Origin of the sequence: Spirosoma agri, from assembly GCF_010747415.1 — a bacterium.
GTDB classification, from domain to species: domain Bacteria; phylum Bacteroidota; class Bacteroidia; order Cytophagales; family Spirosomataceae; genus Spirosoma; species Spirosoma agri.
In genome coordinates, this window is sequence record NZ_JAAGNZ010000001.1 from 838,334 (window position 1) to 854,989 (window position 16,656).

General features: G+C 46.4%; 12 protein-coding genes and 1 tRNA gene. 8 read left to right on the plus strand and 5 right to left on the minus strand.

The window, feature by feature from the left end:
• Nucleotides 1–61: 61 nt before the first annotated feature.
• Nucleotides 62–1,066 carry a YpdA family putative bacillithiol disulfide reductase gene (locus GK091_RS03515; protein ID WP_164035230.1) on the minus strand — a complete coding sequence of 335 codons (1,005 nt, stop codon included), beginning with the start codon at nt 1,064–1,066 and terminating at the stop codon, nt 62–64.
• 286 nt (nt 1,067–1,352) lie between these two features.
• Here GK091_RS03515 and priA point away from each other — a divergent pair, with 286 nt between their 5' ends.
• The 3 genes from priA to GK091_RS03530 all read left to right on the plus strand — a co-directional run bounded on the left by priA (nt 1,353) and on the right by GK091_RS03530 (nt 6,517).
• Nucleotides 1,353–3,881, plus strand: a complete 2,529-nt coding sequence (gene priA, locus GK091_RS03520) for a replication restart helicase PriA (RefSeq protein ID WP_164035231.1) — start codon at nt 1,353–1,355, stop codon at nt 3,879–3,881.
• A gap of 29 nt (nt 3,882–3,910) precedes the next feature.
• A complete protein-coding gene (locus tag GK091_RS03525; RefSeq protein ID WP_164035232.1) occupies nt 3,911–4,522 on the plus strand; it encodes an NAD(P)H-dependent oxidoreductase in 612 nt (203 codons plus the stop codon).
• 108 nt (nt 4,523–4,630) lie between these two features.
• Entirely contained in the window at nt 4,631–6,517 is a 1,887-nt protein-coding gene (locus GK091_RS03530) for a monovalent cation:proton antiporter-2 (CPA2) family protein (protein WP_164035233.1), read from the plus strand.
• Between the two features lie 64 nt (nt 6,518–6,581).
• On the opposite strand, the gene GK091_RS03535 is transcribed toward GK091_RS03530, so the two are convergent.
• From GK091_RS03535 to GK091_RS03545, 3 genes are all read right to left on the minus strand, one after another.
• A complete protein-coding gene (locus GK091_RS03535) occupies nt 6,582–7,889 on the minus strand; it encodes a Gfo/Idh/MocA family protein (RefSeq protein ID WP_164035234.1) in 1,308 nt (435 codons plus the stop codon).
• 61 nt (nt 7,890–7,950) lie between these two features.
• Nucleotides 7,951–8,721 carry a hypothetical protein gene (locus tag GK091_RS03540; RefSeq protein ID WP_164035235.1) on the minus strand — a complete coding sequence of 257 codons (771 nt, stop codon included), beginning with the start codon at nt 8,719–8,721 and terminating at the stop codon, nt 7,951–7,953.
• 18 nt (nt 8,722–8,739) lie between these two features.
• Entirely contained in the window at nt 8,740–9,933 is a 1,194-nt protein-coding gene (locus tag GK091_RS03545; RefSeq protein ID WP_164035236.1) for a dipeptidase, read from the minus strand.
• A gap of 279 nt (nt 9,934–10,212) precedes the next feature.
• Between GK091_RS03545 and ubiE the strand changes: the two genes are divergently transcribed.
• The 5 genes from ubiE (at nt 10,213) to GK091_RS03570 (ending at nt 15,921) form a co-directional block, all read left to right on the plus strand.
• On the plus strand, nt 10,213–10,965 hold the full coding sequence (gene ubiE, locus GK091_RS03550; protein ID WP_164035237.1) for a bifunctional demethylmenaquinone methyltransferase/2-methoxy-6-polyprenyl-1,4-benzoquinol methylase UbiE: 753 nt from the start codon (nt 10,213–10,215) through the stop codon (nt 10,963–10,965).
• A gap of 26 nt (nt 10,966–10,991) precedes the next feature.
• Nucleotides 10,992–11,687: a type IX secretion/gliding motility protein PorT/SprT gene (porT, locus tag GK091_RS03555; protein WP_246202135.1), complete on the plus strand. Its 696-nt coding sequence runs from the start codon at nt 10,992–10,994 to the stop codon at nt 11,685–11,687.
• Nucleotides 11,688–11,815: 128 nt separating this feature from the next.
• Nucleotides 11,816–11,890, plus strand: a tRNA-Val gene (locus tag GK091_RS03560).
• Nucleotides 11,891–12,340: 450 nt separating this feature from the next.
• The gene (locus tag GK091_RS03565; RefSeq protein WP_164035239.1) at nt 12,341–14,917 is read left to right on the plus strand and encodes a COR domain-containing protein; all 2,577 of its coding nucleotides are present in this window, start codon (nt 12,341–12,343) and stop codon (nt 14,915–14,917) included.
• A gap of 335 nt (nt 14,918–15,252) precedes the next feature.
• Nucleotides 15,253–15,921 carry a hypothetical protein gene (locus tag GK091_RS03570; RefSeq protein ID WP_164035240.1) on the plus strand — a complete coding sequence of 223 codons (669 nt, stop codon included), beginning with the start codon at nt 15,253–15,255 and terminating at the stop codon, nt 15,919–15,921.
• A 22-nt stretch (nt 15,922–15,943) separates the two neighbouring features.
• Here GK091_RS03570 and GK091_RS03575 read toward each other — a convergent pair whose 3' ends face one another.
• Nucleotides 15,944–16,648 carry a J domain-containing protein gene (locus tag GK091_RS03575; protein WP_164035241.1) on the minus strand — a complete coding sequence of 235 codons (705 nt, stop codon included), beginning with the start codon at nt 16,646–16,648 and terminating at the stop codon, nt 15,944–15,946.
• Nucleotides 16,649–16,656 lie beyond the last annotated feature (8 nt).

Below are 16,656 nucleotides of genomic sequence, written 5' to 3' on the forward strand. Positions count from 1 at the left end.
ACGCCGTATCTCGGAGATACGGCGTATGAAACAGGGAAACCCCGATTGTTTTCGTTATGCGTCAGATTCGCTGAATAAGTTCTTTCACCTGGTGCACTTCCCGACCCACGATGTGATCGATAATGGCCTGAGCGTGTTCACGACCGTTTTCGATGAAAACTTTTTCGGTGTAGATACCCGCCATCACCGTACCGCAGACATACAGTCCCGGCACCGTCGTCTCGAACGTTTCCTTGTTATAGACCGGAACCTGCGTAGCCGGATCAAGCTCAATGCCACACCGACGAAGTAGTTCCGCGTCGGGAATATAACCCGTCAGGACCAGCACGAAATCGGCGGGAAGGTGGCTTTCCTCGCCCGTTTTCAGGTTATTGATCGTTACGTTCGTATCGTCGATCTGCGTAACAACGGAGTCAAACACCGTTTTTATGCGGCCTTCTTTAACGCGGTTTTTTACATCAGGAACCAGCCAGTACTTCACCGTACTCCGGAAATCCTCTCCGCGATGGACAACGGTAATGTTCACGTCGTGCCGATACAATTCCAGGGCCGCTTCGACCGCCGAGTTTGAGGCACCAATGATCACAACGTTCGTGAACGAATATTTGAATGGTTCGTCGTAGTAATGCGACACGTGGGGGAGGTCTTCGCCGGGAATATTCAGCCAGCGTGGACGCGTGAAGTAGCCCGTAGCCATGATGACCTTACGAGCCTGATACTGATCGCCGGTTGTCGTCGTTACCGTAAACAGATCCTCATTTTTCTGAACATCCCATACCTCCTGAAACAACTTAAAGTTCAGGTGAAAATAGGCAGCGGCTTTGCGGTAATATTGTAGGGCTTCGTCACGACCGGCTTTTACGCCCGAAATGGGAAACGGCAATCCGCCAATTTCAATATTTTCGGCGGTTGAAAAAAAACGCATCCGCCGGGGGTACTGCCGAATGGATTCGGTCAGGCTACCCATGTCCAGAATCAAGTGGCTCAGGCCCGCTTTGGTTGCTTCGATCCCGGCTGCTAGTCCACAGGGGCCACCACCGACAATAATAACATCAAAAAATTGCATACAGGTAACGCGGGCTGAAACCCGCAAGTTAAGGCGGGTTTCAGCCCGCGTTACAGTAATCTAACACACAAAAAGCGGGCAAAGGTTGCGTCTGGACGCGCTTTTGGTGAATTATTATCCGCCGACTGTTTCGGACCGCAGCCATTGTTTTTTCGTTCGGAACCGGATGGCTATCGTCGTCGGTTGAGACGTGTATAGTCTCAACGAACCGGCCTTCATTCGCCCCGTGCCTTGCCCGTAGCTGGTCATTTTCTGCCTATATTTACTGGACGTACCGATTTTATTTGTGGAAAATCAACCTTATTCACTCTTTTCGTCAGCAGAAACCGAAGAACTCACGTTCTTCGCCGATTTGATTTTGCCCATTCCCGTCCCCCGGCTATTTACGTATCGGGTGCCGCGCGGTATGACCGATATACTGAAAATTGGTGCCCGCGTTATCGTGCCGTTCGGCAAGCGTAATGGCCGTGTCTTGACCGCCGTCGTGGCCCGACTGCACAACTCGCCACCAACCCAGTACCAGGCCCGATACATCAGCGAAGTGCTGGATGAATACCCACTGGTGACGGGCTACCAGCTCGAACTATTTCGCTGGATGTCCGAGTATTACATGTGTCCCATCGGCGACGTGATGAATATCGCCCTGCCGTCCGGTCTGAAAATTTCAAGCCAGTCGAAGGTGCAGTTTAATCCTGATTTCGACTACCCGGAACTGCTCACCGAATTTGAAACCGTTTTACTGACTGAACTCAAAAAGCACCCTGCCCTTTCGTATGATGAGCTGGAGCGACTGGCGGGTGAGGGTGGTAATGTGCCGGCGCTGATCAAATCACTGATCAGCAAAAAGGCGGTCATCGTGTTCGAGGAGGTAAAGGAAAAATACATTCCCAAGATGATCCGGAAGGTCAGGCTGAACCGGAACTACGAAGAACGCGAACAGCTGCTGGTACTGCTCCAGCGACTCGAAAAATTGCCCAAGCAGCAGGAAGTGGTGATGCGCTACCTGAGCCACATACCGATGCAACGCGACCCGACCCTTAACCAGAAGGGACTGGATAAAACGATTCTGAATCAGGATGAGGAGCTTTCGCAGTCGTCGCTGACGACCCTCCTGAAAAATGGCGTTTTCGAAGCCTTTGAGATCATTCAGCCGCGTTTTTCGGACGACTCTCCGGCGTCTTCCGTCGAGATTAAGCTCACCGAGGCCCAGCGAGCGGCTTCGCAGCAGATTATGGCGCAGTTCGAACACCAGAACATCGTGCTGCTGCATGGTATTACGGGGAGCGGGAAGACGGAAGTGTACATCGACATGATTCAGCAGGCTATTGGCAGCGGATCGCAGGTGCTCTATCTCCTGCCCGAAATTGCGCTGACAACCCAGATTGTGGTTCGGCTACAGCGCGTTTTTGGCGATAAAATGGGGATTTATCACTCCAAATTTTCGGACAACGAGCGCGTCGAAGTCTGGAAAGGTGTCGTCTCGGGCCAGTTTCAGTTTGTGGTGGGTGTCCGGTCGGCGGTGTTTTTACCGTTCGACAACCTTGGCCTGATCATCGTGGACGAAGAACACGAAACATCGTACAAACAACACGATCCGGCTCCGCGCTACCACGCCCGCGATGTGGCGATGATGCTGGCTCACTGGCAGCAGGCCAAGGTATTGCTTGGCTCCGCAACGCCCTCCCTCGAAACGTACTATCAGGCCAAACAGGGTCGGTACGGACTGGTCGAGCTGTTCACGCGCTTCGGGGAAGCGACCCTGCCGAACATTATTCTGGTCGATATCAAGCAGGAGAAAAAGCAGAAAACGATGAAAAATGAGTTTTCGTCCGCCCTGCTCAATGCGCTGGAAATGAACATGGAGCGCAAAGAACAAAGCATTCTATTTCAGAACCGACGGGGGTACTCGCCTTACATGCAGTGCGAAGATTGCGAGTGGACCGCCGAGTGCTCCAACTGCGCCGTCAGTCTGACCTATCACCAGCGTGCGGCTGAACTCCGTTGCCACTATTGCGGGCATAAGGAAGACGTGCCGCGTATATGCCCGACCTGCGGGTCCACGAAAGTGCGGACCATTGGCTTCGGCACCGAAAAGCTCGAAGATCAGCTCCAGATTTATTTTCCGAATTCGCGGATATTGCGGATGGACCTGGATACGACTCGTGCCAAGAACGCCTATCAGCAGATCATTCAGGAATTTGAAAGCGGGCAGATCGATATGCTCGTCGGTACGCAGATGATCACGAAGGGGCTGGATTTCGATAACGTTAGTCTGGTCGGTATTTTCGATGCGGACCGCCTGATCCGTTTTCCTGATTTTCGGGCCACCGAGCGCGCTTTTCAGATGCTTACCCAGGTTAGTGGCCGGGCCGGACGACGGGCCGGGCGGCAGGGTACCGTACTGATTCAGACCAACAGTCCGCAGCAATCGATCCTGCAAAAAATCATCGAGAACGATTATAAGGGGTTGTACGAAGAGGAAATTCAGGAGCGTCAGGATTTTAATTACCCGCCTTTCTCGAGGCTCATCAAGTTAACGGTTCGCCATACCGACAAAGCGATCAGTCACCAGGCCGCCGAACGACTCACTAACGAACTCACGGATATGCTGGGGAGCAGTCGGGTGTTGGGTCCCGAAGAGCCGCTTGTCGAACGCATCCGGAACCAGTTTCTCTACGATATTCTTATTAAGATTGAGCGCGACAAGGTGAATGTCAAGGCAGTGAAAGCCTACATTCAGGAGCGCATCAACGATATTTTGACAGATAAGGGGTTGCGCCAGGTGAGCATCGTGGCCGATGTCGATTGCCTGTAACCGCTCTCTAACCACCAACCTGTAAGCCTATGGCACGAGTTCTGATTCAATTTGCGCATCCGGCGCTGAGCAAATCCAACGTGCACCGCGTACTGATGGACTACTGCCGTAACCTGAAGAACGTAACGTTCAATGATCTCTACGAGTCCTATCCGGATATGTTCATCGACGTCGATCGGGAGCAGCGATTGTTACTTCAGCACGACATCATTGTGTTCCAGTACCCGTTGTACTGGTATAGTAGTCCGGCGATTGTTAAACAGTGGCTCGATCTGGTGTTGGAACATAACTGGGCGTATGGGGCGCGGGGGAAGGCGCTCGTCGGCAAAAAACTATTGTGCGTGATTTCCTGCGGGGGTGGCTCCGACGCGTATACCGATATGGGCCGGAATCATTATCCGGTTCACCAGTTTCTCCATCCGTTCGAGCAAACGGCCCGTACGTGTAACATGGAGTATCTGCCGCCTTTCGTTATGTATGGCACGTACCGCACGACGAAAGACGATATTGTTCAGTTTGGTGAAGACTACCAGACGATCTTGTCCACCCTGACGCACGACAAGCTAAATATGCTTAACTATCAGGATGCTACGTATTTTAACGAGTTGCTACCTGCTTTGCACACTGCCGGTGCGCGTTGATCGTATCTGGTTCTGATGCCAATGCTGAAGGCGAATCATCTCTGTTCGCCTTCCCGCTGGTTGCGGTAGGCAGCCTCTTATATCCATTTCCTCTAAACACTCGCTACAATGAAGGATACATTCTTCTTTCAGGCAATGGTCTATCTGGCCTCCGCCGTGATCATGGTCCCGATTGCTAAAAAGCTGGGCCTGGGATCGGTACTGGGTTATTTGCTGGCCGGAATCATCATTGGCCCATCCTGTCTGGAATTTATTGGTCATGAAGGAACCGACATCATGCACTTTGCCGAGTTTGGCGTCGTCATCATGTTATTTGTCATCGGTCTTGAACTGGAACCGTCCCGGTTGTGGCGTCTGCGCAAGTCGATTCTGGGTATGGGTGGCGTTCAGGTCGGTGCTACGTCAGTCGTGATTGCCGGTCTGGCTATGCTATTTGGAATCGACTGGAAACAGTCGCTGGCGCTGGGCATGATCGCGGCCATGTCATCGACTGCCATCGTGTTGCAGTCGCTGAACGAAAAAGGACTGATGAAAACAGCCGCCGGGCAAGGGTCCTTTGCGGTGCTGTTGTTTCAGGATATCGCCGTGATTCCGATGCTGGCCCTGTTTCCGCTACTGGCCAGCGATACCCTCACACCCGTTACGGAAGGAGGCCACAGCAGTACCACGCTGGTCGATTCGCTGCCCCCCTGGCTTCAGCCAATTGCCGTACTGGGTTCCGTCGCGATTGTGATTGTAACGGGTCGGTATCTGACTCCGCCCCTGTTCCGCGTCATTGCCCGAACCGGAATGCGCGAAATGTTTACGGCTACGGCGCTGCTGCTGGTGGTAGGAATTGCGGTACTGATGTCGACGGTGGGTCTTAGCCCCGCGTTGGGTACGTTCTTGGCGGGTGTCGTGCTGGCTAACAGTGAGTATCGCCATGAGCTCGAAAGTGACATTGATCCCTTCAAAGGATTACTGCTGGGACTATTCTTTATTGCCGTAGGTGCGTCGATTGATTTCCAATTGGTCATCGCCGATCCCTGGCTGATTCTGGGGCTGGTACTGGGCATTATGGTCTGTAAACTACTCGTTCTTTCGCTGATTGGTAAATCGTTTGCGCTCTCCAACGAACAAAATTCGATCTTCAGTTTTGGGTTGTGCCAGGTCGGTGAGTTTGCGTTTGTCCTGTTGAGCTTTTCAGTACAGGAGGGTATTTTGTCTAAAGAAATAACCGATACCATGACGGCAGTCGTGGCGATCAGCATGGCCTTTACGCCCCTGGTCATGATGCTTAACGAGAAGCTGATTCTTCCCCTGCTGGGTATGAAACAGGCGGTTGAGGAGCGGGAAAGCGATCTGGTCGAGCAGGACAACCCGGTGATTATTGCGGGCTACGGTCATTTTGGGAGTACCATTGGCCGCTTTCTACAATCCAATAATATAGGAACGACCGTACTGGATAGTAACAGCGACAATGTGGACTGGCTGCGTCGGATGGGCTACAATGTGTTTTACGGCGATGCCAGCCGGCACGATCTGCTGGAGATAGCGGGTGCGGCCAAAGCGAAGGTGATCGTTATTGCGATCAGTGACGAAGAAAAACGACTGGAACTGATCGAAATCGTTAAGAAGCACTTCCCGGAACTGCACATTCTGGTACGTGCCACAAACCGGTACGACGCTTACGATCTGATGAACGCCGGCATGTTGCACATCTACCGCGAAACCCTCGATACAAGCCTTCGGGTGGGCGTCGATGCGTTAACACTACTGGGCCATCGGGCACACGAGGCCAACCGGTCGGCAAAGATGTTTTTCCGGCACGATGAGCGGATGCTTAAAAAACTGTCGGCCATACGCAACGACGACGAATATGTCCACGCGGTGCAGGAAACGCAGGCCGAACTGAATCGAATCATTCAGGCCGACCGCAGTGCCGCAAGCCTGCGCGCCGATGAGGGTTGGGATGAAGAAAGCCTGATCGAAGAGAACAGAGCCCTAACTAAATAAGCACCCCCTCACGAAACGTGTCTGCATCTCCCGAATGGTTCAGCCCGTTCGGGAGACGTTGTGTTTATACCGGATATTGCCACTCACCCCGATAAGCCCGGCTGAGGAGTTTATTCGCTTCGGGGTCATTCTGAATTTGGGTGCCGTCCCACTCGACACTCCGGCCCAGTTTCATGGACAGCATACCCAGTAAAGCCATATTGGTCGAGCGGTGACCGATTTCGATATCGGAAACGGGTAATTTGTTAGTTTTGATACTATCCAGAAAATTAGCCCAGAGCTGTGCAATATTCTGATCATCAGGCTTATTGAGTTGCGCGTCCTGATGAATGATGGGTTTCTTGGAATCAGCCGGATAGAAGGTCCAGCCATCGAGCCAGCCCATGTGAAACGTGCCTTCCGTACCGTAGAAATACACCCCGACTGCCTGTTGCGGGTGCGTCTTTTCGGCGTTATTGGCCGCAAAATTCCGCTGCTCCCAGATAGCCGTAAAATTCTCGAACTCGTAGGTCGCCACCTGATGATCGGGGGCATCGGTGCTGTCTTTCCGGATGGGCCGCCCACCGGTCGAATAGATTTTACGCGGATGCTTTTCTTCGGTCCACCACAAAATCTGGTCCAGCCAGTGAATACCCCAGTCACCCAGCGTCCCGTTGGCATAATCCAGAAAATTGCGCCAGCCTCGCGGGTGCATTGCTGGATTGTAGGCCCGTAGCGGAGCTGGTCCGCACCACATATTCCAGTCCATTTCCTTAGGCGCTTCACCGTCGGGAGTTGGCTGTCCTGCGCCACCCCCATAGTACACAAACGCCCGTGCCATCCCGATTTGACCGGCTTTCCCCGACTTCAGAAACTCCATACCCGACACGTTGTGGGGTGACACGCGCCGGTGGGTACCCACCTGACAGATGCGCCCCGTTTGCCGGGCGGTTTTTACCATTGCCTTTCCTTCGTTGATGGTATGGCTGATGGGTTTCTCCACGTACACGTGCGCGCCAACCTGCATCGCGGCAATCGCGATGAGCGGGTGCCAATGGTCGGGCGTGGCCACGATAACGATTTCCGGCTTTTCGGTCGCCAGCATCTCGCGGTAGTCCCGGTATAACTTGGGTTGGTCGGATGTCAGCTTGCTCAGTTCATCGCTTGTCTTTTTGAGTTGCCGGGTATCCACGTCGCAGAGCGCCACAACTTTCGATTCGCCCGCCTGAACAGCGCAGCGCAGAATATTGCCACCCCACCAGCCCGCTCCGATCAGGGCCGTGCGGTATTTTTGAGCGGGTTTTCGGGTAATAAACGCCCGAACTTGCAGCGGGTCAGTAATGATCGTGGCTCCGGCCAGCGCCGAGGTTTTCAGAAACTCAGTACGATTCATGCGTAAGGAAGAGGTTATTACCCCTAAAAGGGCAAAACCCGTTTTCTTTACCGATTTGTCGTCAATAATAGCTGAGCAACGGTTTGGCCAGCAGCGCCTGGGTGAGCAGGGCCGTGAGCACCAGAAAGTACACAACGCTTACGGCAATAACCTGGCTGGATCGTTTGGCCAGGTAATAGCCGAACAAGGGTAAAATCTGTAATGCGTGCATTCCGAAAAAGTGAGCTACGCGCAAATCGCCATGTCGCGTACTCCAGTTGGTTACCGGAAGACCTGGCCCGCCATCGGGTGCTCCAACGGTATGGGCATGATTGGCGACAATTACCATGCCTTCGAACGCAAAAATCACGAACAACAGCATACCCATCCGTATGCCCCACAGATAAGGTGCCGGTATGGTTGTCGATCTGGTTACCAAGAAGAGATAGGCGATGTATCCCGTCCAGGCCGTGAATGTTACGATGGCGATGCCCATAACTGAAAACAGCAACGCACCCGTAACTGATGTGACGTTGAAATGCGATAGTTTCCCCTGAGCCGCTTGTCCAGTAATGATGACCAGTTCAAGCGTCATGGTGATGACGGTCATCCAGGAATAAATCCGCACCGTTCGTGGTCGATTCAGCACATCCAGATACCAGGCCATCGACCAGCAGAAAATCCAGATAGACAGAAAAAACTTCGTTGGTTTGATAAACGCATTGATACCCAGTACCTGTTGCGTTGTCGCCAAGGACAAGCCGATGCCGCCAAGGCCACCGATCAGGCAAAATAACCCGAACCCGTACAAAACGGCGTTCCGACTTCGCAGCGTGCGCAGTAGCGTATTCATTCGATCAATAAGTTATATCTAGTTCACCTTTGCCTGACCCAACACCCGCAGCAAATTACCGCCCCAGATTTTGGCAATGTCGGCTTCCGAATACTTCCGACGCAGTAGTTCGACGGTCAGGTTTTCGATCTGGCTAACGTCTTCGAGCCCATTGACGCCACCGCCCCCGTCGAAATCAGAACCGATGCCAACGTGATCGATCCCCGCAATTTGCACAATATGGTCGATGTGATCGGCAATATCCGACAAGCTGGCCCGCTCGGACGCATACACCTTTGAGACCGAATCACTCAATGCCGCAATCCGGGCTTCCATCTCGGGCGTAGCTACTTTGCCAACCCGCGACATCCGGATTTTCGTTTTGGCGGCCCGGTGCGCATCCGATGGTTTTTTGAGGTAGTCGCTCACGAAATTTACCTGTACTACGCCCCCTTTGGCGGCAATTGCCTTGATCATCTCGTCGGTCATGTTCCGGGGGAAATCGCAGAGGGCGCGGCAGTTGGAGTGCGAAGCAATGACGGGTGCTTTCGATAGAGCCAGCGCGTCGTAGAATGTACTGTCGGCCACGTGCGACACGTCGATCAGAATACCCAGCCGATTCATTTCAACGACTACTTTCTTACCAAACTCGCTTAGTCCACCGTACATTGGTCCATCAGGATCGGTCGATGAATCGCCGATGAGGTTATTGGCGAAGTGTGTCAGGGTAATGTACCGGGCACCCAGATCGTAGTAGGTTTTGAGCATCGACAGATCGTTACCAACCGGATAGCCATTTTCCATGCCGATAAAAACGGCCCGCTTTCCGGCCTTTTGAATGCGGTATGCATCGTCGGGCGTGGTCGCTAGTTCGGCCAGATTCGGGTATTTTTTTAAGGCCTGATGGATCAGATCGAATTGGTTAAGGGCATTGCGTTTGGCTTCGGCGTGGCCTTCATCCGTGCGCGGCCCCTGCGAGGTATAGACCGCAAAAAACATGGCATCCATGTCGCCCTGCTTCATGCGCGGGAAATCGATCTGCGACTGGTCACGCTTGGTATCGTGCGTCTTGCCGACGTCAAAACCAGGGTTCTGCATCATGATCGGTGCATCGGCGTGGGTATCGAGCGTCAGAACGCGCTGATGAATTTTATGGGCCTTCTTGGTTATTGGATCGTCGTCGGGTGGTGACAGAAAGAGAAAGGGGAGTAGGGCAAGAAACGCGTGATTCATTGGCTGGGTTGTATCGTTTCACGAAAAATACGCAGAATTGGCCTAAGTCTCAACTAGCGATTGTCCGGAGCGGTTGGTCGGCTGGTAATCGTCTCCTACGATTTGTCAACCGGTTATACGATGAACGCTTGTCCCGCCATTCGGGACGAACAGAGCCGACTACGTCATTGCAATTGATTGATCCGTAAATTGCAACGAAACTTTCCGATCAAACACCCGGTTTCTCAGACAGTACAAGGCCCGCTTTGTTACCGCTCCTGTACACCTACATACACATACATGGCCGTCGTTCCTTACAAAGATAAAGATACATCCAAGCGCGAACAGGTCGCGGAGATGTTCGATAGTATTTCGCCTAAATACGACTTGCTCAACCACGTTTTAAGCGGTGGCATTGACATTCTGTGGCGTAAACGGGCTATCCGCGAACTGAAAGCGAGTAAAACCCCGGCCTACGCGCCGAAAACGATCCTCGATATCGCCACCGGAACCGGCGATTTTGCCCTGGAAGCACTGGCGCTCAAGCCGGAAAAAATTATCGGTGTCGATATTTCGGAAGGTATGTTGGCCATCGGTCGGGAGAAGATGAAGCAGCGGGGCGTCGATAAGCTGATCGAGATGCGCTCGGGCGATTCCGAACGTTTACCGTTTGGAGACAATGAATTCGATGCTGTCATCGTTTCGTTTGGTGTACGTAACTTTGAGAACCTGCTCAAGGGTCTGACCGACATGCACCGTGTAACCCGCCCCGGTGGCGTATGCGTGGTGCTGGAGTTCTCGAACCCGCGCCAGTTTCCCTTTAAACAACTATACGGTTTTTACTCCCGCACTATCCTGCCACTCATTGGGCGCTTAGTGAGCAAAGACGCGTCGGCTTATACGTACCTGCCCGAATCGGTGCAGGCTTTTCCCGACGGCTCTGACTTTCTGCGTATTTATGAAGCGGCTGGATTCACCAATACCAAATGGATACCCCTTACATTCGGCGTCGCTTCAATTTATGTAGGTCACAAACGTGCTGGTCAGGTCTGACCCGGTCTGGACTGACCCGGTCTGGATTGATCCGACTGTTTCTTTTCCTTTTTCTGTGTGTCGGAATCGGTTTACAGGCCCAGGCGCAGGGTTATAAATACGTTCGTAAGCATCTGGAACGCTACGACGATAAGACCATTCATTACGGTTTTTTCTTTGCGGCTCCCGTCACCCGGTTCAGCGTAAGCCATAGCCCGGCTTTTCTAACGGCCGACTCAGCCTACCGTATCTACTCGCCGAACAAGCCAAGCTTTCGGGTTGGTTTCGTTGTTAACGCTTTCCTCGACGACCGATTTGATCTGCGGCTAACCCCATCGGTGTCACTCTTTAGCCGGGAAGTGCATTACGACTATCCCGGAGGAACCTCAAAAACGGAGGTCCGTGAATCGACCTGGCTGGATTTTCCGCTGCTGCTCAAGTACAAATCCGAACGGCGGAACAACAGCCGAATGTATCTATTGGCGGGTGGCGCTTTCAGTGTCGAAACGAACGTGCGCCGGAAAGAGCTTCAGGGCGCTAGCCGACTCAGTACGGGCACGATGGATTTGGCGGTTGAATACGGTGTTGGTTTCGAACAATTTTTCGAATTTTTTAAATTTGCGCCCGAACTTCGGTTCTCCCACGGTCTTATCAATCTGTACCGTCCCACCAGTAATGCCGCCGGAGTAGGGATCAATCGGTTGACTACGCACACAGTGACCCTCTACCTGAACTTCGAGTAATTAGTTGCGTTCTGTTTATCAGCTAATTATAAAAAACTTTAAAATTTTTCAGCAAAACACTTGCAAAACGCTTCGGAATCCAGCTATATTTGCACTCCCAAACGACGACAATCGGGCGGAAAAAGAAAGGGAGTTTAGCTCAGTTGGTTCAGAGCATCTGCCTTACAAGCAGAGGGTCGGGGGTTCGAATCCCTCAACTCCCACACTAGAAATCAAGCACTTAGCAGCAATGTTAAGTGCTTTTTTCGTTTCAGGTACAACGTTAGGTACAACAATCAGATTAGAAATTAGATTATATTGGAGAAAAATGGAAGAAGACACTTCACTCATTCTAAGAGAAGAAAGGATATCATAGATATAAGTGGCAATTCAGATTACAGAGCGATAAAGCCCTATATTACCAAATATAAAAGCCCACCTAAAGAAATTGCATACATTATGAAAAGATTAAAATATTTTAGTCATATTAGCTATATCAAGAAGATTAACTTGGTCTCAATTTAGCAAAAGATTAAGCGCACAAGTTATTTTAGGCTCTTAATTCAATTGTTTTAGATAGAAGCCTTTCTTATTGTCTTTTATAAGAAACAATTAGCCGCTTTTTAAGTGTATTGTTTATTTCTTGTTTACGAGTCACATTTAATGAAACAATCATGAGTAATTATAATGAGGCAATTCTAAAAATTAAAGTTGCATTAATTAATAGAAATAATTTTTTAGATCTTTCGTCATTAAATCTAACTAATTTACCCGATGAATTAGGGGAGTTGACATTTTTAACTAATTTGGATTTAAGCTTCAATAATTTCAATAGGTTACCTCCTATTATAAATAGTTTATTTAATTTACAGCGATTAAATCTAAGTTTCAATTCTTTCTCGTACACAAACGGTATCGGTTTTGATTTTCCAAATTATTTACAAATAAGAGAATTAGATCTTTCTAATAATTTAATAGATAAAATTCCACAAGATCTATTTAATCTTGAACAGTTAGAGGACGTAATTCTAACAAATAATCCAGTACTAGATAATATTCCTAGCTATATTATTGAAAAGGGAATAGAATACATAGATAGTTATTACGAAGGAATTCATTTTTCAGAAACTACCGATGTTATTTTTGAGGCCAAACTTATATTCGTCGGGCAAGGAGAAGTGGGAAAAACATCATTGATGAAGAAGTTAATGAATCCAGAAATAGAAATTATTAAGGGTGAAGAAAATACTACGCACGGGATTAATATAGAGAAGTGGTTTACTAGAATACCATTTAGCAATGAGGAAATCCACCACATCATATACAATAAATTTGATTACTTGGAAGACGATGACGAGGAAATCTATTTACAGGAATTAGTAGAAAGTAACTTTGTATACGATGAAGATGAGGAAATATATTATAAAGAAGCAAAATTAAATATATGGGATTTTGGCGGACAAGATATATACTATTCAACGCATGAGTTTTTTTTAACAAAAAGGTCAATTTACATTTTTGTGTGGGATGCCCGCAAAGAAGAAGAATTAAGAGGATTTGAATATTGGTTTAACACAATAAATGTGTTAAGCGAAAAAAGTCCCGTATTAATTGTAATGAACAAATCTGATGAAAGATCTAGACCTATCGATGAAATAAGTTTAAAAAAGCAATTTCAAAATATAATAGGATATCACAAGGTAAGTTGCATAAATGGCAGTGGAATTTTTGAACTTTATTCGTCAATCATAAATACTTTCAAGCAATTACCACAAATTCGTGATAGGTTACCAAAAGCATGGGTTATTATTAGAAATAAATTAAGAAATTTAGATCGAAACTACATTAGCTTCAACGAATACACTAATATATGTACGTCTTCTAATATACCCAGAAGCAATGTAAATATTTTAAGCGAATATTTACATGATTTAGGTGATATATTACATTTTAAAAAAGATCCCATTCTAAGAAATATGGTGATATTAAATCCAGAATGGGTAACAAATGCTTGTTACAATTTAATTGACAACATTTCCATACAGGACAATTATGGACGTTTTTCATTTAATGAGTTAAGTAAATTTTGGAAACTAAATGAGTACCCAAGAGATAAGCATTATGAAATTATTAGTTTATTGCAAAATTTTGAAATATGCTTTAATTTAATTGGTACACATGACTATATTATTCCAGCACTTTTAAAAGTTAGTTCAAACTACAACAGTGACTTTATAATCAAAAATTCAAAAATAAAATTTGAATATGATTTCAAATTCATGCCAGAAGGGTTAATGGCTAGATTCATTTGTAGGAATCATTTTTCTATTGAAAAAGATTATTTTTGGAAATATGGAGTCATATTAAAATTCGATGATTCAGTTTCATTAATAATTTCTGAACCCATTAGTAGGAAGATTAAAATATTTGTAACTGGGGAAGACTGCGACGCACTATTCGGTATCATTAGAAAAGAATTTGAAATTATTTTTGAAACACTAAAACTTGTTAGAGAAAATGATTATAATGAAATGATACCTTGCAATTGCGACTTATGTAAAAATAATATTTCTCCGTATTTTCACAGATTTAGTGTATTAAAGTTATTTAGACAAAAAAATAAATTAACTATTGATTGCCAAAAGAGTGCGGAAGCTGTTGAAGTTTTATCCTTAATAAAAGGGTATACGAAAATCCGCCCTATTGAAAGAACATTAGAAAATTTACTTGTTGTATGTGCACAATTGCAAAATCAACGAAAGTTATATGACAACAAAGAAGATAGTAGAAATGGTATTATTGCAAACGCTTTGAATAATAGAGGCATTAATGCAAAAGACCAGACAAGGCTAGGTAGTTCACCCTCAAAAAAGTCTCAGGGTGAAATTGATATTAAACTCGAAAGTAGTACTGGGTTACCGTTGAGTATATTTGAAGGTTTAAATTTAGATAAATTAGATACTAAAAAAATTCATTCACATGTTGAAAAAATGTTTTATTACGACTTTAATGGACTCGAAAATAACTTTCTAGTAATTTATTGCGATTCAAATAAATTTTCAGAGTTATGGGATAAATATAAATTCGCAGTTGTAACCGCCAATACAAAATATAAGCTTGAGGGAGAATTCCATGATGTATCTGATTTATATGCATACGGAAGCTATATTAAAGTTGGAAAAACAATGTATAAAATAAATGAAAACCTAAATTCGCTGTATCATCTATTCATTGATATGGCTGATGATTAATAATATAACTTGTCTATGAAAAGAATAAAGTGAATAGATTATACTTCTTGTTTGCCTTCTGGTATACCGATCTTAAAAACTGTAGCATCCAAGTCAATTTCTGGCTCTGAAACGGTTTTTTGCAGGAAACACCAATTTGCCTACATTTGAGATATAGCCAGTAAGAATAATTTTTTAACGTCTTTCTTTTGCTCCCCTTTCATTTATTGTTATCTGTTGGAGAGCAGAAATGAATATTGAGTGATTTTAATTTTTAATGCTAAATAAAAACTTATAGAATTACTCTTATTAGGTTTATATTTATATCTGATTTAATTTAGAATAACATTATTAATATGGAGACTGAATCTCTTTTTGTCAAATTTAAGGAACTATACAAAGAAAGAAGTCTACATGATTGCCAAAACAAATTTATCCGGGATGGCATCATTGATCCAATCTTTTTCAGTAGTCAGCAAACAAAAATCTTATTTATTGCCAAAGAACACAATCATTTAGGTAATCCAATAGAGAATCCTGACGAAGATGATTACCGTAAATGGTGGAATTATCATGTACACTTACAGTTTTCCCACAGAATCAGTGAGTGGGCTTATGGCATTCTGAATGGTTTTCCCGAAGGTATCGAGCAATTAAGGTATGATCAGAAGCATTTAGCTCTCCGATCAATTGCCTTTATAAATGTCAAAAAAGCTAGTGGCAATTCAAAAGCCGACTCAAATGTCATTTGCCATTACATCTCAGAAAGTAGGAATTTGCTACATCAACAGATTGAAATGATTTCACCTACTTTAATTATATGCTGTCTTCGGCAAGATTACTACATAGAATCTCTTTTTCAGCTCAAAATGAATACGGTTGAAACAGGCATATTCAGTTATGGAAATTGGGAAGGTGTACCTGTCATTAACTTTTATCACCCTTCTTCACGTAAAAAGAAACTGTTTTTATATCAGCAGTTACAAGAAGCAGTAAATCATATCAAATGCATGGATGGCCAGTAATTGAAAAATAAAGAGTTATATATTAGTCATCTTTTCGTATTGGCCCTTTCAAAATGTAACCCTGACCTACCACACCGTTACTATTTTTGTAGTCTACCTTATAGAAATAATTCGTTTCGCTCACTACTGTAATGGCAGTACCCTGAACTAACTCATCAATTTGTTTGGATAGTTTATTTGGCTTCTTGTACACTGCCGCGGTTTTCTCAATGACATAATTTTTTACTTTGTCATTGGCCACTTCCGAATTGGCTATTGGTTTCAGAAATCCCCATACCAGAAGTAAAACCAAGGCACAGCTCAGGACTTTCTTTATGGTTACATATTGTGGTTTATTATAGGAGTTGACGCTGGCTAGTGTTTGGTAGGCTAAATCAGCATGCTTCTTTTTTTCCAGATACAGATTCCAAAGTTTATACACTTGTTCATGATCACCAGTCGAATGTTGAGCTATATCAGCAGGGTTACCAGCATTTTGGGTATAGTTGCCACTATTCATTGCCACCATAGCTTCGTTCAGTTGTTTGTCATACTTCTTTCGTCTTGACGGATTTGATAACACCTCATTGGCTTCATTTATTGATTTAAACATATCCATTAAAAACGAATCTCCATTGTTTTTGTCGGGATGAAATTTGACAGATAGTTTTCGATAGGCTTGTTTTATTTCCTCAGCAGTAGCGTCTTGCTCGATACCTAATAGATGATAATAATTCTTTGTCGTCATAGGGTTGG

Bases quoted from the DNA above. Each gene is read 5' to 3' on its own strand.
- GK091_RS03515 (WP_164035230.1), bottom strand. From the start codon at position 1,066: ATGCAATTTTTTGATGTTATTATTGTCGGTGGTGGCCCCTGTGGACTA.
- GK091_RS03525 (WP_164035232.1), top strand. From the start codon at position 3,911: ATGGCACGAGTTCTGATTCAATTTGCGCATCCGGCGCTGAGCAAATCC.
- GK091_RS03530 (WP_164035233.1), top strand. From the start codon at position 4,631: ATGAAGGATACATTCTTCTTTCAGGCAATGGTCTATCTGGCCTCCGCC.
- GK091_RS03535 (WP_164035234.1), bottom strand. From the start codon at position 7,889: ATGAATCGTACTGAGTTTCTGAAAACCTCGGCGCTGGCCGGAGCCACG.
- GK091_RS03540 (WP_164035235.1), bottom strand. From the start codon at position 8,721: ATGAATACGCTACTGCGCACGCTGCGAAGTCGGAACGCCGTTTTGTAC.
- GK091_RS03545 (WP_164035236.1), bottom strand. From the start codon at position 9,933: ATGAATCACGCGTTTCTTGCCCTACTCCCCTTTCTCTTTCTGTCACCA.
- ubiE (WP_164035237.1), top strand. From the start codon at position 10,213: ATGGCCGTCGTTCCTTACAAAGATAAAGATACATCCAAGCGCGAACAG.
- GK091_RS03565 (WP_164035239.1), top strand. From the start codon at position 12,341: ATGAGTAATTATAATGAGGCAATTCTAAAAATTAAAGTTGCATTAATT.
- GK091_RS03570 (WP_164035240.1), top strand. From the start codon at position 15,253: ATGGAGACTGAATCTCTTTTTGTCAAATTTAAGGAACTATACAAAGAA.
- GK091_RS03575 (WP_164035241.1), bottom strand. From the start codon at position 16,648: ATGACGACAAAGAATTATTATCATCTATTAGGTATCGAGCAAGACGCT.